Genomic DNA, 23,849 nt, shown 5'->3' on the forward strand with positions numbered 1-23,849 from the left:
GGCAAACATGCCGTGCGAAAGCTCTAGTGCCTTATGTACACCCCACAAATCCATCGCGGCGAGCAAAACTTCGGTATCCGAAGTTCCCCGCAGAGATACCCCGAGATCAATCAACTGCTGGCGCAGCTCAAGAAATCCGTAAATCTCGCCGTTATAGACGATCGTAAAGCGACCACTTGGTGAATCCATTGGCTGGGCGCCAGTTTCCGACAAGTCCACGATCGAAAGCCGACGGTGGCCCAAAGCAACACCAGAACCCCCATCAACAAACAGGCCTTCGGCATCCGGTCCGCGATGCTGAATGCTGTCGCACATGGCTTTGAGCGTGCGTCTGGCGCTGTCCGGCTCAAAGCCTTGAAACGCAAGATATCCAGCAATGCCACACATATCCGCTTTCCTTACTCGGCTTTCAGGACAACCGGGTGTCCGCGTCTTGAGATCGCCTTGGCCAGCGCGCAGTCATAGGCATCCGCAATAGCCGTCAGTGAGTATCTGCGTGCGATGCGATCCTGCGCTTCCCTGCTTTTCGACTGAAAGGTTTCCGCCGGCCAGTTCGCAGTTTGTACCATCGCATCGGCCATTGCATCAGGGTCGCGCATCGGAACGACGTAGCCATTGTCGCCAACGATCAGCGCTGAATCCCCGACATCCGTCGTAACGACCGGGCGGCCAAAACTCATGGCTTCGGCGATAACGTTCGGAAACCCTTCAGTTCTGGACGACAGAACCAGAGCATCGATGCTGTTGTAGAAATCCGTCATGTCGCTCAGATCGCCACACAACGTCACGCTGTCCGGGGGCAGATCGTTGGTAGAGAGCATCTCACGGATCTCGGGATTGTCTGATGTGACCCCATCACCGGCAAGTCTTGCCTTGAGATCGGGAATCTTGCGACGGGCGTCAGCGAAAGCACGAAAGAATGTACCAAAGTCCTTTTGCGGGTGAAAGCGAGCAGCAACACCCAATGTTCGAACAGGACCGGAGCGGTCCTGAGCCGTTTTGGGCAGAACAAACCCGTTTGGAATGACCGAAGAATGGGTATCCGCAAACCCATATTTCTCGTGTTGTTCCAGCGCCCGGGTCGAGTTGTAGATGATACCGTCTGTGAAACGGGACAGTGTTTTGGACAGGTTTACTGCAATTCGTGTGCTGCGGGTGAAAGCATCGGGGTCATCCAGTGCCTGACGGATTGTCCAGACGACCGGAGGGTGCGCGGAACTCAATTTGTCCGCTATCAGACCCACGACCATCGCATGATACATCCAGCACAGAACGACATCGGGCTTATGTTGCTGAATCAACTTCCGGATTTTCCAGATCGCACGGGGCAGCGCGAGCGGTGATTGCGCGCGAAGCGAGACATATTCGACCCGATCATTGTTTGCCATGTTTCGACAGCGATCCGACACTTCGGTCAATGCTACAACAACCGCTTTTTCCCGGGATTTCGAGAGCAAACGTGCAAGCATCGCCTGCGCACCGCCCTGACCCGAGAAATCCGTGGTGACATGCAGGATCATTCCAGCACCTCCACCATCCGATACAGATGGCATCGGATTGTCGCCGCAGGATATATTAAGACTGGTTTCATCGACGCCTCTATTGTCCTGCCATTTGCGGGGCGAGGGCACGGTTGCCCACATCCACGATCACTTCGCACATGCGTGAAACCTCCTCTTGGGATCGTGCCGGGTCGACAAGAAAGGCGAGGCTGGTTTCGCCAAGCTCGCGCGCAACTGGCAGCGGCTTTTCTGGTCCGATGCCGTTCTTTTGGAAGGTTTGTTCAAGGTATATCTCGGAACAACTGCCTGAGAATGCCGGGAAACCTGCTGCTGTGATCTCGGCGATGATCCGGTCACGGTCCCACCCGGTTGCCAATGCTTCGGGCCTGACGAAGGCGTAGAACCGGTAATAGGCATGTGTGATGTCTTTTGATGGCATCGGCACACGAAACGCGGGGCATGCGCTCATGGCATCGTGCAGCAAATGGGCGTTTGCCGTTCGATGTGCCCGCCAGTCGTTCAAACGCTGTAACTGGATGCGTCCAAGGGTGGCTGCCATGCCGTTCAGGCGCAGATTGGTTCCCGGCCCGGAATCATGCAGCCAGCGAAATCCCGGTGGGGCAGGGGTATTGAACACGGTGTCGTAGCCCTTGCCGTGATCCTTGTAGCTCCAGATCCTCGACCACAGGTCGTGATCATTGGTCACAAGCAATCCACCCTCGCCGCCAGTGGTGATGATCTTGTCCTGACAAAAAGAGAATGAGCCGATGGTACCAATCGTACCAACATGCGTCTCGCCAATCATCGCCCCATGCGCCTGAGCACAATCTTCGATGGCCCAGAGATCATGAGCTTGCGCCAGATCCATGATGCCCCGCATGTCACATGGCCAACCTGCCAGATGGACCGGAATGATCCCTTTTGTCCGTTTTGTGATCAGCGGAGCGATCGTTTCCGGCGTGATGTTCTGCGTGTCAGGATCGATATCGGCAAAGATCGGAACAGCACCATACAGCATGACCGAACTGGCTGAGGCGATGAAACTCCGCGGAGTGACGATGACCTCATCACCCGGCTGCAGATTCAAACCGTGCAAAGCTGCGTCCAGCGTCAATGTACCATTGGCGATGGCGATTGCATGATTGGCCCCGGTATAGGCGCAATATTCATCCTCGAATGCGCGAACATCAGGGCCTGTCCAAGCGTTGACCTTGCCGGAGGCGAGCACCTGCGCAACGGCGTCGATTTGTTCCTGATCGTATACGGGCCATTTCTGCATCGCGTTTCTCCTGCTAAATGACCGACCGGACCAGAACAAAACCTTCGGCAGCGGGACGGTGCACGGTTGCTCCACGCAACGTCGCAAGGGCGCGCAGGCTTTCGACGGATCGTTCATGTGGGGCGGGTTTGACCTGACTTGCAAACAGCGCAAAGGCGTCGATTTTGCGGTCGATAGTTTCAGATATATCAACAAAGACGTTCGGAACGAAGGGCGGCGTCAGATAGGGCGCGTTCCAGTTTGTTTCAGACAACGTCTCGTAGGCTGCAATTGTGGCGGGATAATATGTTTGATGCGGCCGACTGGCCACCAGTGTCGACAGAAAGCTAAGCTGATGATCCATGTGGATGTCACCGGGGTGCGGGGCAAAGATCAGCTCAGGGCCCAGCTCGTTCACCAATTTTCCGAGGCTGGCATTCAGGGCCGAGTGCGGCAGTTCCGGCAATTCGGCGGCTGGAAACTCCAGCCAATGGGTCTGTTTGATACCCAGCAGATCATGGGCCTGTTTAGCTTCGGCTGCGATGCGTTGGACCTGTTCGAGCGGAAACTTGGGTGGGCCTCCCCGTGTCACCACCACAACGTGGACATCGCGCCCAGCATCCGCAAGGCGCGCGATAGTACCACCAACGCCAAGGACCTCATCATCGGGATGAGGGGCGACAACAAGGACCGGTCCTTTACCTGCGTTGAACAAGTCAGTGGCGATCATCAGGCGTTCCTTAATTTTGAATGCAATGCGGGCGGCTTTTCGGCTCCGGACCACTCCAGAATATCAAGACAGCGGCCGTCGCCGCAGGCCACGGTGAAGGCCTGATCGTCGATTGCCTGAATCTGGCCGGGCAGGCCGATGTAATATCCATCGGGTTCGGTGTATTTTGCGGCTGTCATCACGATGCGCTGACCGTCAGACCCAAATGAATATGCGCCGGGGTAGGGTGGCCCCGAGGCGCGGATCAGGCGGTGAATTTCCTTCGCAGAGCGTGACCAATCGATCAACCCATCCTCGGGCCGGCGCCTGGCACAGAGGCTGACACCTGCTGTCGTTTGAGGTTCTGCTGGTATATCTCCGTCGGCGATCTGCGTGAGGAGCGGTGGCAACAGGCCAGACACTGCCCGCAAGGCGCGGTCATAAAGTTCACGCGCCGTCACGGTTTCAGGATCGACTGCATATCGCGCCTGTGCCGCAATAGGTCCATCATCAGCCCCTTCGCCCAGCCAGAACAGCGAAGACCCCACGCTGCTTTCCTGCATCAGGATGGACCATGGAATGACCCCGCGCCCGCGCAGCCGCGGAAGGGCCGAAGGATGAAATCCGATACATCCCAGACGCGGTATTGCACGGAATTTAGGGCCGCAAATCTGAGACCAGCCTATGACCAGGATCAGGTCAGGTTCAAAGCTGGCAATCTGGTCTATGGTTTCGGTTGAGTTCGTCTTCTCGGTAAACAGCACCGGCACATTGTATTTGCGCGCAACCGGGGACAGATCGACATAGTCAGAGTGCCGCGAGCCCAGGTGTGGAGGGATCGTCACCACAAGACTCGGTACGTGACCTGCGGCACAGATCGAAACCAGAGCCCCGAGGGAAGATTCAACTGCACCTACAAATACGATCTTCACGCGGGTATCTCCTGCAGATTGAAATTCTTGAATTTATGGTCCTTTAACCATTCGTTTGCCGTCGCGATCCGGTCGGTGCGACGACGCTCTCCGCGCACTGCGACCCCGAGCGTTTCGCCCAGAATGCGCAAGTCCAGACCCAGTGAGCGGTGGGCGACATACCAAAGATCAAGCTGAAGTTTCTCGGTGTCGCTGAGATTGGTGTTACCACTGACCTGCGCCCATCCTGTCAGTCCCGGCCGTACAGAACAGCGGTATTGTCCTGCAGACCCGAAATCTTTGATCGTTGCCGGCAGCAATGGGCGGGGCCCAACCAACGCCATCTTGTTCTGAAGTACCAAAACCAGTTGGGGCAGTTCATCGATCCGCAAGCGCCTGATGATAGCAGTCGCCCGGGTTTGTCGCGCTGAGTCTGGCAGGAGCTTCCCTTCGGGATCGCGGGTCTCTTTCATGCTGCGCAGCTTGAACAGTTGAAAACCATGGCCGCCCTGGCCTGATCTGATCTGAGAGAACATCAGCGGCGTACCCACCGAGAAAAATACTATGACGCAGCCAATCAGAAAAAAGGGCAATGTCAGCACGCCCAGTGTCAGGCATATCAGGATTTCAAGAAACCTGTTCACAACTTAATCCAACCCAAATCGCGGAACACCGCGACTCACTATAAACACAACAACTACGAACGTTTGCGTCGCTCGTCGAAAAAACTTCGCCCACCCAGAGGCCATACCTCGCGATCAGGTGGAGAATATGAGTTCAATTTGTGCCAGTTCATTTTGATTTGCAAGAATTCTGCGGCGCAAATCTAGATTCGGGCGAAAAGGGTTTTGCAAACGTTAACTTGCGGAAAATTTCGGGTGGAATTCAGCAACGATTCTTGCGTGAATCTCTGATTGTCCTGCCAGATGCGATAATGAGTGAGCGGGTCGTGTGATCCATCCAAAAAAGAACCACAGCAATTCTTGTTCCGCATGATGCCCCCGACTTTTGTGGCGTCATGTAGATTGATCAGGCGCAGATCATTCTGGGGTTCATTCAGAGGTGATAGTTCGGACGTCAGTTACATTGACTGACCAGAGCTTCTGCACCAACCGACTTTGAGCGCTTGCTTGTCAGAAACACTGGCAACCACTATCCTTTAGGTAGTTCGCCCATCGGGTGAATGTGTGTATACGTTTAGCAGTTGCCGCCCGATTGCGTGTGATGCCTTGGGCGGTGTGTTGGATTTGATTTGAGTTTATCGGCTTCGTTATTCTAGAATCCGGGCCGTGATGTTTGTTGTAGTGAGTTTGGGAGACAGGGTTTGTTGAGCTGTTTCAGGATATTGTATGCGGGGCTTCTGCTCGTGTTATCTGCCACCGTTGTGGCGGCAGAAAGTTATCGTCTGCATCATCAGGATAAAATTTCACTACGCGCCATGCGCTGGGATCTGAACTCTTCCTCATATCTTCGTTGGGATGGGTTGTCGGGCGAATATACGGTTGCGCGCGACGGAACACTGATGATTCCCTTAGTTGGAGAGGTTGCGGCCGAAGGTCAGACCGCCGCGGAACTGGCTGAGACGCTCGAGTTAAAGCTGCGTCGCCAAATCGGTATGGTCGAGCCGCCAAAGATCGCGCTTGAGGTTGTGGGTCATCTGCCGGTTTACGTTTTGGGTGATGTGAACTCTCCGGGTGCCTACGACTATCAGGCTGGAATGACGGCACAGCAATTGCTTGCTCTGGCGGGTGGTCCCATTCGTCCGCCAATCCAGTTTACGTCAAACAACGACTATCAGATTCTCAGAATGGGGGGCGAGATACGGCTCTTGTCGACCCAGATCGAGGAACTGGAAGACGAAAAGAAAAGACTGCTGGCCGATCTGGCCAGTCTTGAGCAGAACGAAAGTGAAGAAGGCGCACCAGAATCCCCCGAAGGATTGGAAGGTGAAATTCTGGCTGCAACCTTAAATGCCCGCGAAGGATTGGGTGATCGCATTCGGGATCTGCAGAGCATGCTGAAGGAACAGATTTCAAGCCTGACCATCCAGCTTGAGTTGCGCAATGCGCAGATTGAGAACATCAGCCGTGAGCTTGAGAACCTGACAGCGCTTAAGGAAAAAGGGCTCACGGTTTCGAACCGCGTCACAAGTATGACGAATATGCTGAACGATCTGGAAACCAAACGGTTGGATCAGGAAATCGCGCTGATGACCGCGCGGCAGGAACTGAACCGGGCTGAACGGGACGAATTGGAATTGGATGACAATGCCCGTTCTGATGCGCTTGTTCAACTGAACAGGGTTGAGAGTGAACTGGCTTCGTTAAAAACCCGATTGGCGACAGCGTCCAGCTTGCACGGGGAATTGGCCGCAGCCGGTTTTCTGAGTGATGACGACGTTGCCAGTGAAACGGTGATTGAGTTTGCCGTGACCCGTGGTGAAGACGGGCAGGTGCAACGCTTCCAGGCGGCTGATCGACTGATGCCCGGCGATACGGTCGAAGTGATCAGATCGATTATCGTGACATCCAACTAACCGCCGGATTCGTGTAGTCCCGGGCTTCAATTCAAGACAGTGAGCTCTCTTAGGTTACGAGTTGCGCTCTGTCCTTGTATTTGGCCCGTTCGGTGGATCCCATCATCATGAGTGCTGCAAAATGAGCAACTACATGGGTCTATCGATCAGCTCCCGACACCGTTGCAAGAAAAGTTGAACGCCCCGGTCTAAAGGATGTTCGTGTTAGTTAGATGGACTAATTTTTGCCGAAAACATGGCCTCGTTGTACGGCCACAGATCCTGGAACTTGGATACCTTGGGTGGCTGCGCAGCCGAAAAAGCGCAACGAATCGTCTGATTTCTTGGGGCCTTTGGCGGCATGTTCTGTTGCGCATAAAGAAACAAAGGGGGTGTTTAACGGCGCAGGTTGCTGGAATCAGTCAAAATACGGGCGCGAAGGAAAGCTTGGTTCATGATGAAAAACTGGCGTACCGGCTCGGAAAAAAGGCATTTCTTTGTCCGAACGGTGTCGTCGGCATGAAAAATAGTTTTTTATCCCCATATTGGTGTGATAGCGTTGACGCATAGTAAATTGACAAGGCCGCATGTTTGGCTGCGTTGTTTTTGTATTTTGGTGTGTACGAGTGAGAAGGGGGTCTTGGTTCTGGGTGCAGATTGTAACGTGCCTGAACCGTAGGGGGACTTTTAGACGATAACAATCAGCAGCCGGCGCGTGGTTTGCGTCGGTGCAGTAGTGTGGCTTTGAGGATTGGGCCTGTGGTTTTGGGCCGATTCAATTGAGTCGAGTGGTTTGGGGCAATTTTACGCCGGAGTTCTGAGTATGTACGAGCAAGAATTGGTTAAGCTCAAAAGTGGACTTGAAAAAGACAACTTGGTTGAACCCGAACAATTGTTCGCGGGCGTTCGGCCGAAGCTGAAGCAGAAACTCGCTGAACTGAGCGCCAATCGCCGGCTTGTGATTGGTGATGTTGCGGCATCCGCAATTTCGGTTGTGATGGCGGTTGTTCTGGCCAATGGCGGTGCATTGCCTGCGCAGTTTGGATCGGTTTTGGTGCCGCTGGTGCTGATGTCCTGTCTTATTGCATTGGCGATTTTGCCCATGTCCGGCATCTACAAGCGTCACACACGTTCAACATCTCTGCGTGACGTGACCCTGATCGTTCGCGCTTCGGCCCTTTCCGTTGGTGCACTGGCGTTGCTGGGGTCTGCCGTTCAGGCTACCGCGCAAATTCCTCTGGCGGTTTACTTCATTCAGTTCCTGCTTGTTGTGCCTGCATTTGGAACACTGCGCGTGCTTGCCCGCAGCACCGAACTGACCCGTATGACGCAATCGCAATCGACCGATGGCGATGGCAAGATTCCTGTGATCCTCGTGGGTACAGGTGCAAGCTGCGACTTGTTTGTCCGCTCGCTGCGCAATACGGAATCCAAGTATCAGCCGGTCGGCATCATCGATGATGCGCGCAATACGCAAGGCCTGTATTTCCACGATGTAAAGATCATCGGATCTTTGCTGGATGCGGACGCGGCGATCGAACGGCTGAAGTACTATGATGAGCTGCCGCAGCGCCTGTTGTTGACTGAACCGGTAACCCATTTTGAAAGTGATGGTATTCGCAAGCTGACCCGCTGGGCAGAAGCTAACAGCATCACTGTTTCCCGTCTTACCGGATTGGAAGAGTTGGGCACCGAGAACAACGGCATCCGTACAGTCAATCCGGAAGACATTCTGGATCGCCCGCAAAAGGCGGTTGAGCGTTCGATGCTGCGCGAGATGTTCCAGGGGCGTCGTGTGCTCATCACCGGTGCGGGTGGATCCATCGGGAGCGAACTGACCCGTCAGATCGCATCATTCGAACCGGCTGAGTTGGTGATGATCGAAAACACCGAATACAACGCCTATTCGATCGATATGGACTTGGGTCAGAACTTCCCTGATGTTGCCCGCCGTATTTACGTGGCTGATATTCGGAATGCGGGACGGGTGAATGCGATCTTTGAACGCCATCGCCCCGAGCTGGTATTCAATGCCGCAGCACTGAAGCATGTTCCGATGGTTGAACTGAACCCATGCGAAGGCGTTCTGACCAACGTGATCGGAACCCGCAACGTGGCTGATGCAGCGCGCAACGTGGGTGCCATCGCGATGGTTCAGGTTTCGACCGATAAGGCCGTCAACAGCACAAGCGTCATGGGCGCGACCAAGCGGGTCGCTGAATTCTATGTGCAGGCGCAAGACCGTGTCACGAATGAGACTGACGAAGAAACGCGTTTCTTTTCAGTCCGTTTTGGCAACGTTCTTGGGTCGTCCGGGTCGCTGATCCCGCTGTTCCAACGCCAGATCTCCGAAGGTGGTCCACTGACGGTTACCGATCCCAAAATGGAACGGTACTTCATGACCATTCGTGAGGCGGTCCAGTTGACTCTGGTTGCCGCGGCCAAAGGCCTGACCCTAGAGAACAGCCATGGTGAGATCTTTGTTCTGGACATGGGTCGCCCGGTCAAGATTGTCGATCTGGCCGAGCGCATGATCCGGCTTGCGGGTCTGGTTCCTTACGAAGATGTAGACATCAAGTTCATTGGTATCCGTCAGGGCGAAAAACTGTTCGAAGAACTGTTCGACGTCACCGAAGATCACCGCGAAAGCGGAATTCCTGGTGTTGCCTCGGCAATCCCCGAGGGTGTCTCGGCAGCCCGTCTGCGCGCCATGATCCTGAAACTGGAACAGGCCGCACATGACGGGAACGATTTGGGTGTCAAGAAGCTGCTGAAAGAGTTGGTGCCGGGTTACGGTGCCAACGGTCTGCGGCCAATCGATGCAAAAGAACTGACCGCGCGTCCGGGTAAACCGAACATCAAACCTGTACCAACTGAGAGCCTGGTCGGTGGCTTTGCACGACCGGATGCATTGGAAACGATCACGGCCGGTCGCTAAAATTATTGTATAAGTTGTTGAAAGTTCCGGCCCTTCCGAGGGCCGGAAAAGCTACGAGTAACCAAAGCTCTTCGGAGCGAGCTATAAAAATGCCTGGGTCAAACCATATTGGCGGTATCGCTACTACCCGTTCTCATGCAGATCATTTCGCCCGACTTCTGGGTGCGCCCTATCTGGCACCCGGTTTACAGGTGTTTACCGATCCAGATCTGGCGAAACAGAACAAGATGAACGGCGCGGTTGAATTGAAGGCCCTGATTGATTCCAATCTTCTCGCCGCTTTCCTGCCCGGATATGATTCAGCGCTGGAAGAGTCATTGTTGCGCGATGCGGAAACAAACGGGCGCAGCCTGGGGCGAAATTCAGGGTTAGATAACCGTTACGATCAGGGTGTGATATACTTGAAAACAGCAGGTGAGGTAGATCGACCATGCCCAATCAACTGAGCCCGCTCGTTACCGTACGACCAATATGCGCTCCACCGGCGCAGATGTGCAGATTTTAGTAAAAGGTTTTTTGAGGGAGTGGCACAAATGAAAACGGTACTTTTCGCAGGGGGACTTGGGTCTCGACTGGCCGAGGAAACGGTCTCGATTCCGAAACCCATGGTCGAGGTCGGAGGCCGCCCCATCATCGCGCGTGTCATGGATATCTACAGCCACTTCGGGCACCGCGATTTTGTTGTTGCTGCCGGTTATAAATCTCTGATGTTAAAGCAGTTTTTTGCCAACTATCACCTGATTGCGAACAATATTTCTGTTTCGCTAGACACAGGTGAGCTCAAGCTTGTGCCGTCTGCACCGGGTGGCTGGAATGTGTCTGTTGTCGACACCGGGACCCACACGATGACCAGCGGGCGCATTCGCCGCCTCAAGGAATGGTTGGACCCGGACGAGACCTTTATGTGCACCTACGCAGATGGTCTGGGAAACATCGATATCAACGCCCTGATCGATTTCCACAAATCCCACGGCAAGCTCGCGACCGTTACGGCGGTTCAACCTCCGGCACGTTTCGGGAGCATTGAGCTGAAAGGCGATCGCGTGGATGCGTTCACAGAAAAAGTGCGCAGTCGCGAAACCTGGATCAATGGCGGGTTCTTTGTGTTTGAACCGGGTGTAATGGACTACATGGTCGACGATATGGAGCCACTCGAGCAATCACCGCTAAGCCAGATGGCCCGGGATGGTGAGTTGATGGCCTATCGCCACGATGGTTTCTGGCGTCCGATGGATACCATTCGGGATCGCAACGCTCTGGACGCTCTGTGTGAGGGCGAGACCCCGCCATGGCTGCAGTTCAATACAAAACCATCCGCCGAGTACCCGGCCATAGCAATCTGAGGCATTCATGGCTGATCATTCCGATCAGATATTCGGCGGCCGCTTTTCCGGTCGCCGTGTCCTCGTGACAGGGCATAGCGGCTTCAAAGGCGGTTGGATGTCTGCCTGGCTTACCCGGCTGGGTGCGCATGTGACCGGTCTGGCTTTGCCGCCAGAGCAAGGTCCGTCATTCTATGCAGCATGCGGTATCGAACAGATTACAGATAGCCGTTTCGCCGATATCCGGGATGCTACGGCGCTGAATATGACGTTGCAGGATGTGGATGCCGAAGTGATCTTTCACATAGCAGCGCAACCGTTGGTAAGAAAATCTTATCGTGATCCGGTTGAGACATTCGCGACAAATGTGCAGGGCACGGTTCACGTTCTGGAAGCGGCTCGCAGAATGCCGTCGCTGAAGGCGGTGGTCGTGGTGACCAGCGACAAATGTTATGACAACCGCGAAGGGATTCGGGGGTTCCGTGAGAACGACCCGTTGGGGGGTAAGGATCCTTACAGTGCGTCCAAGGGCGCAACCGAGCTTGTAGCTCAGTCTTACGCCCATTCGTTCTTTGCCGATCCGGATGGCCCGCAATTGGCGACTGTTCGTGCAGGTAATGTCTTTGGTGGCGGGGATTGGAGCGAAGATCGCCTTGTGCCTGACATCATCCGTGCCTGGGAGCGAAACCTGCCAGTTGTGGTTCGCAATCCTGACAGCATCCGCCCGTGGCAGCATGTTTTGGAGCCGCTATCGGGTTATCTGCAGGTCGCCGATAAGATTTTGAGTAACGGTGCGGCGTTTGCCGGCGCCTGGAATTTCGGACCTGATGTTTCAGGCACGGTGGATGTTAGGGAATTGGCGGATATAGTCCGGCGCGCCTGGGGGGCAGGCGCGCCCGAGTTCAGTTTCCCTGACAAATATGGTGATGCACCGCACGAGGCGCGAACATTACGTCTGGACAGTACCAAGGCACAAAGCCGGTTAGGCTGGCATCCGCGTCTGGATTTGCAAACGGGTATTGAAATGACCGTAGACTGGCACAAGGCCTATGCCGCCTCGGCAGATATGACGCAAATGACTGCTGAGCAGATCAGTATCTTTGAAGATTTTACGTCACCAGCAGATTTCAGTGACTGCACAGTCGCGGCCCAGTAGGTCGTGTGTTTTAGGAGACGGTTTTTGTTAGTGTATTATGGGCAAACGGTAGGCAATCGGGAAGTGGCCGACTCCGTTTTGGTGGTTCTAAGAACTTCGACCCAGATGGGGGTCCATCTGTGCGAGATGCAGGAAAGGCTCGCTGCGCTTCTCTACATAGCGTCACGTTCGAAAGGCTGCATTTGGTTAAGTGTAAGCCTTGTTGCACCGGCCTTTTGTAGGTCGGATGCTGGAGTTGAACGATGACGCGTGTTCTGATCACCGGAGCAACGGGTTTTATTGGTTCTCACCTAGTCAGAACATGCTTAATGCGTGGTGATGACGTCACTGCATTGGTGCGTCCTTCCTCCTCGCTCGAGAAGCTTTCGGACGTGAGCTCGTCTGTAGAAGTGATGCGCGCAGAGTTGACGGATGCAGCCTATGTGCAGTCGATCTTCGAGACCTGTCAGCCCCAGGTGGTGTTTCATGCAGCCGCGCGGATCAAGGTGCAGGCAGATGCAGCACTAGAGGGTTCTTTTGAAAGTGTGCGGGAAAACCTGTTTACTTTGTTAGGTGTTTTGAAAGCTGCCACAGCTTGCATATCCCCCCCGCGATCTTTCATCCGTCTGGGCACAAATGCGGAGTATGGCGATAACCCTGCGCCCTATGTTGAGGCCCAACGTGAACAACCGCGCGACAGCTACGGGGCGTCGATGCTGGCAGGCACAAAGTACCTCGAAATGTTGCGACCGCGCTTGCCATTTGCTGCAGTTACCGCGCGACTGTCGTTGACATACGGACCGGGTCAAACCGGAACTCAGCTTGTTCCCTACCTTGTCGACAATCTGCTGCGTGGCCAGGCCGTGCATATCGAACGACCGGATGATGTGCGTGACTTTATTCATGTCAACGATGTGGTCTGCGCCCTTCTGTTGCTTGCACATAATCCGTCGGCTGCGGGTCCGGTTATAAACATCGGTACTGGCATGGCGACAAAGGTCAGAGATGTGGTGGAGGACCTTGCCAAACTGACAGGGGCACCAGCCGAACTGATTGAATATGGATCGCCACCCGGCCCGGTGATGAAGCTCGTGAACGATCCTTCGCTGATAAAATCCCGGTATCCATGGGCGCTAAAGATAGCGCTGAAGGAAGGCCTGCGGGACACAGTTGAATGGTCCCGGAATGTTATGAGGTCCAAGATTTTAGCAGGGCAGAGCGCATGACAGCCGTATCGATCCTGATCCCTGCAAATCACAAAATGACCCGGGTCCGGTTGCCCTATGACCGCGTCCGTGCGGCGTTGGAAGAATTAAAAGGTCTCATTGTCGAAGGACGCATGAACAGCCCGAACCCGTTAAAGCCCCGGCAGTTCACGTTGTGCGCCGCTTCAGCGCCCTTATCCCAAAAGGGTCAAAAGATCTCGAGGAGAGCGAAGTGAAAATTCTGATTATTCAGGGTGGTTTCGGCGCGGGTGGTGCCGAAAAAATCGTTTCCATTGTCGCCGCGCACAGATCCGGTATGGGCGACGATGTCTATGTCGCCGGGTTGACGATGCCGGAAGGGGGATCTTACTTTTCTTTTCCGGACGATGTGACGTTGATGGTGGCCAGTGACGATCCCAAGGCCCGTGGGCAGTGGGCGCGGCTGCAACATATTCGTCAGGTCATTCGTGAAGTGAAACCGGACCTCGTGATTACGTTTCTTACCAAGATCAACGTGTTGGCGTTGGCTGCAGTACTGGGGTGGCGGGTTCCCATCATCATTTCAGAACGGAATAATCCCAAGGCCCAGAATGCCCATCCAATATGGCGCCACGCGCAAAATCTTCTGGCGCATCGGGCCAGAACCATCGTGATGCAGACCGAGCGTGCCAGTCAGGATTTGCCCCGATCCCTACAGCGCAAAGCGCAAGTTGTTCCGAACCCGTGTGCCCCGCTGGAGGGCATCCGAGACCGGCTAGGAAAGGGAATAAGCCAGCTTGTCGCCGTTGGTCGCCTGGATCGTCAAAAGGGATTTGATCTTTTGCTGCAAGCGATGCCTCAGATACTCCGGGCCAATCCCGCGGCCAAGCTTACAATTTATGGCGAAGGGCCTGAAAGAACGGCGCTGGAAGACTTGCGAGACCAGCTTGGCCTTGGGGATGCGGTTTCATTGCCGGGTGCGAGTTCATCGCCGGGTGCCTGGATGGCAGGTGCGGATTTGTTGGTGTTCCCATCGCGATTTGAGGGTTTTCCCAACGTAGTCGCCGAAGCAACCGTCACCGGGTTGCCCGTTGTTTCCTTCGATTGCCCCTATGGTCCGCGCGAGCTGATCCGGCACGATGACAATGGGCTGTTGGTGCCACCTGAAGACGTCGATGCATTGGCAGCGGCGGTGATCCGGCTTTGTGAAGAACCGGAAACGCTGAACAGGATGCGGCAGTCCTTTGCACAAAACCTGAGCTGGCTTGCCCCGGACAACATTCTGGCGGTGTGGGATGATGTCATCAAAGACAACACGATCAGGCAGATTCATCATGCATTGTGACCGCCGATCAACCAGATTTCTGGATAAACCTGCGGATCGCAGAGCGCGGGACATCAATGGGAGTTCGTCTTGTTGCAGACACTGAAATCTCACGAGATATCTTCGAACCAAACGAGGCCAAAGATAGCGGTTGTCTCCAACCTCACGTCTTCGTTGTTGAATTTCCGGTATGATTTGCTGAGGGATTTGTCCGAACGGGCAGAAGTGATCGCGTGCGGCCCGGAGCGGCATGAACCCACGGAACGCGCATTGAAGGAGATCGGGGTTGAATTCGTTCAGTTTCCGCTGGCCCGCGCGGGTATGAATCCTGTGAGGGACCTACGAACATTGCGTGCGTTGGTGCAGGTGTTCAAAGAGTTCCAGCCGGATATTGTCTTCCCATACACAATCAAGCCGATCATTTACGGATGCCTCGCCGCCAAGATTGCGGGTGTCCCGCGTATATACGCGATGAATACCGGGTTGGGTTATGTGTATAGTACCCACAACTTAACCCTGAAACGTCGTGTGGTAAGGACACTGTCCTCGTTCCTGTACCGAAGCGCGCTCAGAAGTGTCGACGAGGTTCTGGTCTACAACAAGGCCGATGAGAAAGAGTTTCGCGAAAGAAGGCTGATCAACAATGCCACGAAGCTGAGCATCGTGCCCGGCTCTGGTGTGAACCTTGATTCTTATGCGTTTTCCAATCCCCCCAACGGGGCACCGGTTTTTTTGATGATCGCGCGTCTTTTGCGTGAGAAAGGTGTCTTCGATTTTGTCGAGGCTGCGCGGGAGTTGAAACGCAGACATCCCGAGGCCCGGTGCCAGCTGTTGGGGCCGATGGATGCAAACCCCGATTCCGTCAGTCAGCGAGATATCGATGAATGGTCTCGTGAGGGCATTGTCGAGTATCTGGGGGAAACGGCAGATGTCAGACCGTATCTGGCCAATTGTTCCGTATTTGTGTTGCCGACAGCCTACCGTGAAGGAATTCCGCGGGCCACTCTCGAAGCCATGTCGACGGGACGAGCGGTGATAACATCTGACGCGCCGGGATGTGCAGATCCGGTCATTGACGGAGAAACCGGATATGTGATCCCGGTTCGCAGCCCAGACAAACTGTGTGAGGCTATGGCGCGCTTTGTTGAGAACCCCGAGCTGATCGTCAAAATGGGTCAGGCATCGCGTGACAGGGCTGTGTCCGATTTCGACGTTAGAAGGATAAACACCATCCTTCTGGGCAAGATGGGTTTGCTGGCGGATGGTGAGACCCTCTGACCATTCAAATTAACCATATAAGATATGAGCAAATGACCAGTTTTGGGTGATCATGCGGTCATCAAGATCGTACAAATACGAAATTTGACCTTCTTGTAGCAAAGAAAATCCACTGACCTACGGGATACCCCTAATACCCAGAATGGGGGCGATCGACTAGCGTAAGGTTAACTTGAATGAAGACCGGTGAGGCGCTTAGCCTGACCACTCACTCTGAAAATGACCAGCATATGGGGTGCTGGTCATTTTTCTTTGTGGGTAGGCTTAACTTTCGAATGTGCCACCAAAGCGATCCATGGTGTTTTCGGGCAAACGATCGCGCGGCGCGGCATCCAAGGTTTTGGAAACAGCTTTCCGATTTGGCGATTTAGTCTCGTGAGTTTTCGATCAAAGTCGGGATTGACTACAATGCATTGGTAATTGGAAGATTGTTGCTGACACTGCGATACATTGAAGAATTCACCATCTAGAAACTTTCAGGTTTTTAGGGGCTTGTTCTTATAAATTTGTGGCTCCGATCTGCTGGCTATTGGTGCAGAGTAGTTAGGCAAACCCTCTGATGCGACGTCGAAACCGTCAAAGTTTGGTTACCTATGAAAGCTAATTCCGGACGCCAAAATCAATTTGTGTATTTGTGCAGCGATATAATTTCAGCAAACTAAATGATAAGAATAGTGACAATCAGAATCATCTGAGGACGTTTTAGAAACAGAAAGGTGTTTAAACTGTACCTGGTGCCATGGGTTAATTACCGACCCGGTTCTGGGATGTTCGTTTTAGTATTCCAGAACGTTTCAGATTGAGATTATGACCGGCTCTCGTTCCAAATCATTGGTGAAGCGAATTGCGAAGAACATGTCATGGCTGTTCTTGTCCCAAATCCTTGTTGCCTTCTTTGGCCTTGCCAGCCTGATCATTACGGCGCGGGCCTTGGGCCCAGCGGCTGTTGGGATTCTAGCTCTTGTCGATGCATATGTGCAGATACTGGACCGCCTTTTCAGGTTGGAGCCCTGGCAAGCGGTGATCAAGTATGGAAGCGAAGCGCTCGCACAGGATGACACATCGCGCTTTCGTCATCTGGTCAAGCTATCAGTCGTTATCGATATCCTTGGTGGATTACTGGCAGGTACAATTGCCCTGTTGTTAGCACCCACTCTGGCGCCGCTGATTGGGCTTCCAGAAGGTATCGGTGCATCGTATATCTCACTAGTCGCGATCGGCCTGTTCCTGTCGCTTCGGCCAACAGGTATCGCGGTACTGCGTATTTTTGACAGGTTCGATGTCCTTGCGATTTCCGACATGGTGATCGCTGGTCTGCGCTTTGTTGGCATCGTGATTGCCTACATGCTCAGCCTCGATATCTGGGCATTTCTTGCGCTGATGCTGATGCATCAGGTCCTGACCGGGCTGGTGGCCTTTTTCCTCGCATTGAATGAATTACGAAAGCGTAGCCTGCAGGCCTTTATGAAGCTAAAATTGTCTCAGGCGTTTTCAGACAATCCAAGTTTTCTGCGCTTTCTTTGGAACTCAAACTTCAACGTAATTCTCAGACAATCGACACAACGACTGGATGTGATCGTGGCTGGCGCAATGTTGGATGTCACCGCAGTGGGTTTCTATCAGGTCGGCAAGCGCATCATGACAAATGTCGTGCGGCTTGGCGCCCCTATTCGACAGGTTCTATATCCTGAGATGACACGCCTTTGGGCCAGTGCTGAATTTGAAAAATTCTGGCGTCTTGTGCGCTATGTCACCTTCGCAATGTTTGGTGTTTCTCTGATCGTATCCTTGCCATTGGCGTGGAAGATGCCGGAAATCGCGGTTTTGCTGTTTGGCCCTGAGTTCCGTGAGGCAGCGCCGGTGATGACCATCCTGATGTTTGCCGCGGTCCTTTATCTTGGCGCCTTGGTTCTGAACCCGGCACTGTTGAGTATGGGATTGGATAGCGCATTGGTCAGAACGACTTTCGTTTCGACCTGCATTTTTGCAATCTCGTTCCTGCCGCTGCTTTATTGGTTGGGGATCGAAGGCATTGCGTTAACACATGTGCTGTTCAATCTCGTCTGGACGCTGGGATGTATCCTGTCCATCCGGGCATATCTGGCGAGGAACAAATGACATATCAAAGCTTCCGACACCTGATCACCGTTTTACCGAGTAACTGTTTTACGAGCTTCCAGAGATACCAATGCCTAAGAAAATCCTATTCCCCTTTGAGGGTGACACAGTAATCGGCGGTAGCCATGTTTCAGCAATGAAGCTGGCAGCAGCGCTGGATCGGTCCAAATACGAACCCCACATCCTGATCCACTATGAGGCTGGACCTGCTGCAGACTATGCGCAATCGCTTGGGCTGGATTTTGAGGTTTTGGAAGAACCCAGCCTGATGTCGCCAGGGGGCTTGAGCTATTCCAAGGATTGCGGGGCGGGGGCTTACATGATCTCCAGCATGCGCCGTCTAGTGTCGACCTTGTCTCGCATTGACCCCGACATCGTGCACACGAACGAAGGCCGGATGCATGCCAACTGGGTGTTGCCGACCAAGCTGGGGGGCAAGAAACACATTTGGCATCATCGCCAGGATCCAACCGCGTTTGGCATCAACAAGCTGGCGCCATTGTTTTCTGATCACATCATCAGCGTCTCGCAGTTTGCAAAACCCAGCAAACCGCTTCGATCGGTTGATCAGAAATTTACAGTGGTTCGCAGCCCATTTGATTTCAATCCAAACCCGCCCGATCGTGAGACCAGCCGCCAAGCGGTTCTTGCCGAGATGAACTTGCCGGATAACGCCATTTTGCTGGGCTATTTCGGGAATTTCGTCACCAGAAAACGCCCTGATCACTTCGTTAAGGTCATTGCAGCCATTCAGAAGGCGATGCCTGATGTACCGGTTCACGGCTTCCTTTTTGGCAGCGTTGCTGAACGAGACGAAGAACTGAAGCAATCCTGCCTCGATATAGCTGCAAAAGCGGGCATTACGGATAGCATTCATCTGATGGGATTCAGGCAACCGATTGATGGCTATATGGCGGCGATGGATGCCAATCTGGTAACCGCGTTGGACGAACCTTTTGGCCGCACTCTCATCGAAGCGATGTATCTGGGAACACCCGTTGTCGCGACACGCCATGGTGGCAATATCGAAGCGATCAGGGATAGGGAAAACGGCTTTCTGGTTGATCCGTTCGATCCGGCCGCGTTCGTTGAGCCCGTTAAGCAACTGCACCAGGACAAGGAGCTGCGCGATCGCATCTCGGCAACCGCGCAAGCGTATGCGAACGAAAACTTCGGTCTTTCAATCCACGTCCAAGGTGTCTGCGAAATCTATGATCGGTTGCTGTCCTGACGATTGACAGAACGAGGCGTCAGGGAGCATCGATTTTATAATAGGTGTTCCCCGCAACAAACCCATCCAGTCCAACCTGGCGCGCATAGTGCGCCAAATCGCTGGTCTTGTTGATAAAGCCCGAGTTTTTGAAGTTCAGAGAGGTGTTGCATAGTACGCCGACACCGGAGATCGTTTTGAACTCATTCAATAAATCGTAGAAGAATGGGTTCTGATCACGCTCGACAGTCTGCACGCGTGCTGACCCGTCGACATGTGTTATTGCAGCAAGATCCGGGTTTTTGACCCGATGAAAATCAAGCATGTAAGGTGAAGAACCGGATAGATCAAAGTGCTGGACGGCGTCTTCCTGCAGCACTGATGGAGCGACGGGACTGTTCAGTGCTCGTCCTTTGATGCGGTTCAGTCTGACCCGCGTTTCGCTGGAAAATGGCGCAGCCAGAATTGAACGGTTGCCAAGGGCTCGTGGTCCAATTTCGCAATTCCCGCGCGTCCAGCCGATGATCTGACCATCCATCAGGGCCTGCGCAACGACTTTGAGGTTGAGCTCTGACATGGTGATGCCATCAGTATCGACCTTGTCGTCACAGAATGACTGACCGGAATAGACCGACCAATCCAGCTTGGCGCGACCGGTAAAGTGGCGCATAGCATCGACGGCAGTACCGATTGCACAACCTGAATCACCAGTGGTCGGCGGGATGAACACCTCACGGAACAAACCACTTTCTTTCCAGCGTGTGTTCCAGTGTCCGTTCAATCCGCAGCCGCCAGCGATAAGCAGCGGGTAGCTTTGATCGAGGTTCTTTTCCGCGAACTGGTGGAAACGATCAAAAATGGCATCTGAGAGTTTGGTCGCAAGATTCTTCAGCTTTTGGCTGTCAGTGCCAATATTGAAAAAGGGCGAATTCACAAAGGAGCTTTTGCGCAATGGATCAGTTGCCGTGTTGATGGACAGAATCTGATCAATCAGCGCTTGTTCGTCTTCGTCCGCTGGGCCGTTTTCACCAAATGCGCAAGCCGCCATCAACCGTCCGGGATCTTCAGGCCGCAGCTCGCCGCCTGAAATCGGGAAGTCCGGGTCGGCCAGCGCGTAAAGAAAGGCAAATCGTGTGCCCGGAGATGTCATCACCTGACCCAGATGGCGAATATTGAGCTGAGCGTCGATCTCATAGAAATCACCCAACGCGCCTTCCCAAAGCAGGACATAACATGGCTCACCCTGCTGGAAGGGTGAGAGGGCGTAGCTACACCAGATATGCGCGCGTTCATGAGTCGATGAGTAATAGTCCACCGACTTTCCGAAAAACGTGCGTTTGCCGATACTTTCAGACCCAGGGCCTACACCAAAATATCCTGCACCCGACGTTGTGACATGATCCGATCCATTGCTTGACCAGCCACTGAGGGCCAGAACATCTGGCAGGTCTTTGAACCAAAGCCCCGCGTCAATGAAGGTGTCGGGAGTTACCGGGGTGTATCTGGGAAAACTGTTCTTTTCGGCCTCGTAGGAAAACAGCAGTTTCTGATCGGTACTGTCGATACCGGCAACCGTGCCGTCATGACCTGATTTAAACGACAGAATATTCATTTCCCGAACCTCACAACGCTGGCCGAACCACTTACATCCGGATCGCGCCAGAGACCGTGGAGGCACGCCAGAAGACAATTAAAATACAAATGCGGCCCAACTAAATCAGCCGCGCATTTACAGCCTAACAGATGGTAGGGAGGGCTTGTAAACTAACTTTGACCACGGTGAGTGAGGCGGGTGGCTTAGGGAGACATTCGTAAACGGAAAGGGATAATTTTGGACATTGTTTACAAAAGTAGATGTTGAGCCTGAGCTGTCGGGCGAGCGTTTTTAACGCCGATTGGACCACAAAACTCATTTGTGGAGAAAGGTCCGGCTGGCAGTCTGGATCAGCCGATTTGAACCCGACCCAGTAACAAAAAAGGGCCGGTCAAATGACCGGCCCAGATTATACAGGTGAACCGAGGGATCAGTTCGACGCTGCCATCAGTTTTTCGTTATGCTCGCGCAGGGTGTCGGAAACGATGGCGTACCACTCACCCGATTCACGCATCTCGTTCAGACCCTTGTTCAGCATGGCCAGGTACTGCTTGCCGAACGGGTTGCTGCGGTGTGCGATGAAACGCAGCGACGACAGCGAGGTCACGAATGGGTTTTCGATCATGTCGTTCTGGTTCAGGCCCATTTCCGACATGGTGTCCGAGAACAGCTGAACCTCGAAGGTGGCGATGTCCGCGGTACCGGTCAGAACCGCATCAAGGCACTCACGCGCGGTGATCGGCTGCATCAGGGTCATGGATTCGCCGTTGTGCAGGCCTTCTTGTTCCAGATCGTGGATGAACCAACCGTCCATACGGCAGATGGTTGCACCTTTCAGCTCGTCGAAGGTTGTTGCGTTGGCGTAGTTGCTCTCTGGCAGGGTGTAGAAGCCGACAACAATGTCATACACCGGAACAGACGAGTCGAACTGGGTGCAGCGTACTTCGGTTTCCCAAGACCACTCATACGAACGGTTGGTGCAGTCAGGCATGTTCCATGCCATCGATACATCGAACGCGCCGAGCGGCAGCAGGGTTTCCAGGTGCGAGTTCCAGTCATCTACGAAGCTGACCGAGTAGTCGCGCGCGTTACCGCCACGCTGCAGCGCTGTGGTACCCAGACGGGTAATCGCACCACCGCCGTTCAGCGATTCATCCGCGAAAGGTGCCCAGCCGTTACCGGTGACCAACTTGATCGGCGGCTGATAAACGCTCGAACGTTGGACGCTTGCAGCACGCTGTTCTTCCGCCGCGATGATCTCTTGGGCCGAACGGCCGTTTGGCAGGCTACCGTCTTCACAAGGCAGGGCCAGTACCAAGCCCGGCTCCAGCGAGTTCGGGTTGGTGATGATGTTACGGTTCGCGTTAAAGATCGGCTGGTAGTTCGATGTGCCGTAAGCCGCGATGGCGATCGTAGCCATCGTGTCACCGTCGACAACCGTATAGTTTGTACAAGCTTCCTGTGCAGCGGCTGCACCGGCGCTCAGCGCAGTAACGGCTGCGGCCGACATCACTGCTTTCTTCAGTTTCAATTCAAACATGTCCACTTCCTCCAGACTTTTGTTTTGTCAGGCCTCTTGGGGCCTTAGCCATTTTCCATTTGATGACGCAGGGCGGTCGACACGATGTCGCGCCATTCACCCGATTGCTGCATGATCGCCAGACCCTGATTAAGCGTCTCTAGGATCGCTTCCCCATCTGGATTATCTTTGTGGGTCATGACGTTAAGCGACTTTACCGCCGCCAGGTTGGGGTTTTCGATGATCTGATGTTCGTAGCCGAGGCGGCTGATGGCTTCGACCGCGAGATGCGCCTCAATCGCGACGATGTCAGCGCGGCCATCCATGACGGCGTGGAAGCACTCGTCAGGCTCAACCGGGCGAAGCATCGTGATAGCTGGTTCATAGAGGCCGACCGCATCCATGTGCGACAGCGACCAGCCTTCAGGACGACAAATCGTGGTGCCAGCAAAGTCAGCATAGGTCAGAGTTTCTTCGTAACCGCTTCCTTCCTTGGCAAAGAAGGTGTCCACAACTTCATAAAACGGGTTTGAGAAGTTGTAAGTTTCGCAACGCACGCGGTCTTTTTCAGACAGGGCCTCTGCTTCTTCACAGTTCGGTCGCGACCACGGGAAGGTAGCGTCAAATGCCAAAGTCGGCATCAGCAGATCCAGATGCGATGACCAGTCGTTGACGAACTGGATCTTATAGGCCTGCTCTGGCGCGGCCCGGAACATGGCGGTTTCAACCAACTGGGTATACAGACCACGATGTGGCAGGGCCTCGTCGGTGAACGGGGCGTAGTTGCCGCCAGTGATCAGTAGCAGCTGGCGATCGCGGATCTCGGGGCGTTCGCCGCTTGTGGCATTGCGGATCAGCGCGGCACCTTCAGCGCGTGCTGCCTCGATTTCCTTCTTCGCCTCTGCCTTGGCCGCAATCACGGCCTCTTCGCTGGTCTTCTTGGCCTCGGCTTCGGCTGCCGCAACACGCGCTTCGGCATCTGCAATGGCTTGCTCGGCGCGTGCTTCAGCGGCTTTGACCAGCTCAGCAGCCATTTCCGCGGCCATGCGCTCGGCTTCAGTATCACCCTGAGGTATAGCGCGGCCCACGTCTTCCAGGCAGGGGAATTCCAGAACGTCGCCAACCCGAATGATGTTCGGGTTGGACCCGATCACGTCGCGGTTTGCATCATAGATGATCCGGTAATCTTCGGTCGAATAGACTTGGATTGCCAGTTCCCGCAGGCTGTCGCCGCGCTGGATTTCATATGTTGAACAAGCCTCTTGCGCCGAGGCTGCCCCCGTCGCGGCAGCAAGTGCCAGGCTGGATATGATCAGGTGTGTTCGCATGAGT

At 54.1% G+C, this 23,849-nt stretch carries 18 protein-coding genes and 1 pseudogene; 10 read left to right on the forward strand and 9 right to left on the reverse strand.

Going from position 1 to position 23,849, the window contains the following annotated elements:
* The 6 genes and pseudogenes from ACR0CW_RS10920 to ACR0CW_RS10945 form a co-directional block, all read right to left on the reverse strand.
* Positions 1–387: pseudogene (locus tag ACR0CW_RS10920) on the reverse strand (N-acetylglutaminylglutamine amidotransferase); the annotation flags it as partial.
* A gap of 11 nt (positions 388–398) precedes the next feature.
* Positions 399–1,553 (reverse strand): glycosyltransferase, encoded by a 1,155-nt coding sequence (locus ACR0CW_RS10925; protein WP_480787809.1) that lies wholly within the window; start codon positions 1,551–1,553, stop codon positions 399–401.
* A gap of 46 nt (positions 1,554–1,599) precedes the next feature.
* Entirely contained in the window at positions 1,600–2,781 is a 1,182-nt protein-coding gene (locus ACR0CW_RS10930; RefSeq protein WP_480787810.1) for a DegT/DnrJ/EryC1/StrS aminotransferase family protein, read from the reverse strand.
* 13 nt (positions 2,782–2,794) lie between these two features.
* Positions 2,795–3,490, reverse strand: a complete 696-nt coding sequence (locus ACR0CW_RS10935) for a PIG-L deacetylase family protein (protein ID WP_480787811.1) — start codon at positions 3,488–3,490, stop codon at positions 2,795–2,797.
* Positions 3,490–4,401: a methionyl-tRNA formyltransferase gene (locus tag ACR0CW_RS10940; RefSeq protein WP_480787812.1), complete on the reverse strand. Its 912-nt coding sequence runs from the start codon at positions 4,399–4,401 to the stop codon at positions 3,490–3,492. The genes ACR0CW_RS10935 and ACR0CW_RS10940 overlap by 1 nt, the downstream gene beginning before the upstream one ends.
* The gene (locus ACR0CW_RS10945) at positions 4,398–5,024 is read right to left on the reverse strand and encodes a sugar transferase (protein WP_480787813.1); all 627 of its coding nucleotides are present in this window, start codon (positions 5,022–5,024) and stop codon (positions 4,398–4,400) included. Before ACR0CW_RS10945 ends, ACR0CW_RS10940 begins: the two co-directional genes overlap by 4 nt.
* 722 nt (positions 5,025–5,746) lie before the next feature.
* Here ACR0CW_RS10945 and ACR0CW_RS10950 point away from each other — a divergent pair.
* From ACR0CW_RS10950 to ACR0CW_RS10995, 10 genes are all read left to right on the forward strand, one after another.
* On the forward strand, positions 5,747–6,916 hold the full coding sequence (locus ACR0CW_RS10950; protein WP_170333710.1) for a polysaccharide biosynthesis/export family protein: 1,170 nt from the start codon (positions 5,747–5,749) through the stop codon (positions 6,914–6,916).
* An 802-nt stretch (positions 6,917–7,718) separates the two neighbouring features.
* Positions 7,719–9,833, forward strand: a complete 2,115-nt coding sequence (locus tag ACR0CW_RS10955) for a polysaccharide biosynthesis protein (RefSeq protein ID WP_480787814.1) — start codon at positions 7,719–7,721, stop codon at positions 9,831–9,833.
* Positions 9,834–9,838: 5 nt separating this feature from the next.
* Positions 9,839–10,279 carry a hypothetical protein gene (locus ACR0CW_RS10960; protein ID WP_480787815.1) on the forward strand — a complete coding sequence of 147 codons (441 nt, stop codon included), beginning with the start codon at positions 9,839–9,841 and terminating at the stop codon, positions 10,277–10,279.
* An 87-nt stretch (positions 10,280–10,366) separates the two neighbouring features.
* Positions 10,367–11,176, forward strand: coding sequence for a glucose-1-phosphate cytidylyltransferase (rfbF, locus tag ACR0CW_RS10965; RefSeq protein WP_155145625.1), 810 nt, complete (start codon positions 10,367–10,369; stop codon positions 11,174–11,176).
* A 7-nt stretch (positions 11,177–11,183) separates the two neighbouring features.
* Entirely contained in the window at positions 11,184–12,311 is a 1,128-nt protein-coding gene (rfbG, locus tag ACR0CW_RS10970) for a CDP-glucose 4,6-dehydratase (protein ID WP_480787816.1), read from the forward strand.
* A 242-nt stretch (positions 12,312–12,553) separates the two neighbouring features.
* A complete protein-coding gene (locus tag ACR0CW_RS10975; RefSeq protein ID WP_480787817.1) occupies positions 12,554–13,516 on the forward strand; it encodes an NAD-dependent epimerase/dehydratase family protein in 963 nt (320 codons plus the stop codon).
* 211 nt (positions 13,517–13,727) lie between these two features.
* Positions 13,728–14,819 (forward strand): glycosyltransferase family 4 protein, encoded by a 1,092-nt coding sequence (locus ACR0CW_RS10980; RefSeq protein WP_480787818.1) that lies wholly within the window; start codon positions 13,728–13,730, stop codon positions 14,817–14,819.
* Positions 14,820–14,975: 156 nt separating this feature from the next.
* Positions 14,976–16,076: a glycosyltransferase family 4 protein gene (locus ACR0CW_RS10985; RefSeq protein WP_480787819.1), complete on the forward strand. Its 1,101-nt coding sequence runs from the start codon at positions 14,976–14,978 to the stop codon at positions 16,074–16,076.
* Positions 16,077–16,910: 834 nt separating this feature from the next.
* Positions 16,911–18,194, forward strand: a complete 1,284-nt coding sequence (locus ACR0CW_RS10990; RefSeq protein WP_480787820.1) for a lipopolysaccharide biosynthesis protein — start codon at positions 16,911–16,913, stop codon at positions 18,192–18,194.
* A 70-nt stretch (positions 18,195–18,264) separates the two neighbouring features.
* Positions 18,265–19,425, forward strand: a complete 1,161-nt coding sequence (locus tag ACR0CW_RS10995) for a glycosyltransferase family 4 protein (protein ID WP_480787821.1) — start codon at positions 18,265–18,267, stop codon at positions 19,423–19,425.
* A 19-nt stretch (positions 19,426–19,444) separates the two neighbouring features.
* On the opposite strand, the gene ACR0CW_RS11000 is transcribed toward ACR0CW_RS10995, so the two are convergent.
* The 3 genes from ACR0CW_RS11000 to ACR0CW_RS11010 all read right to left on the reverse strand — a co-directional run bounded on the left by ACR0CW_RS11000 (position 19,445) and on the right by ACR0CW_RS11010 (position 23,845).
* Positions 19,445–21,016 (reverse strand): carbamoyltransferase C-terminal domain-containing protein, encoded by a 1,572-nt coding sequence (locus ACR0CW_RS11000; RefSeq protein WP_480787822.1) that lies wholly within the window; start codon positions 21,014–21,016, stop codon positions 19,445–19,447.
* A gap of 412 nt (positions 21,017–21,428) precedes the next feature.
* Positions 21,429–22,538: a transporter substrate-binding domain-containing protein gene (locus ACR0CW_RS11005; RefSeq protein ID WP_155145610.1), complete on the reverse strand. Its 1,110-nt coding sequence runs from the start codon at positions 22,536–22,538 to the stop codon at positions 21,429–21,431.
* A gap of 44 nt (positions 22,539–22,582) precedes the next feature.
* Positions 22,583–23,845, reverse strand: a complete 1,263-nt coding sequence (locus ACR0CW_RS11010; RefSeq protein ID WP_155145609.1) for a transporter substrate-binding domain-containing protein — start codon at positions 23,843–23,845, stop codon at positions 22,583–22,585.
* Positions 23,846–23,849 lie beyond the last annotated feature (4 nt).

It is taken from the genome of Ruegeria sp. CH6, from assembly GCF_056537005.1.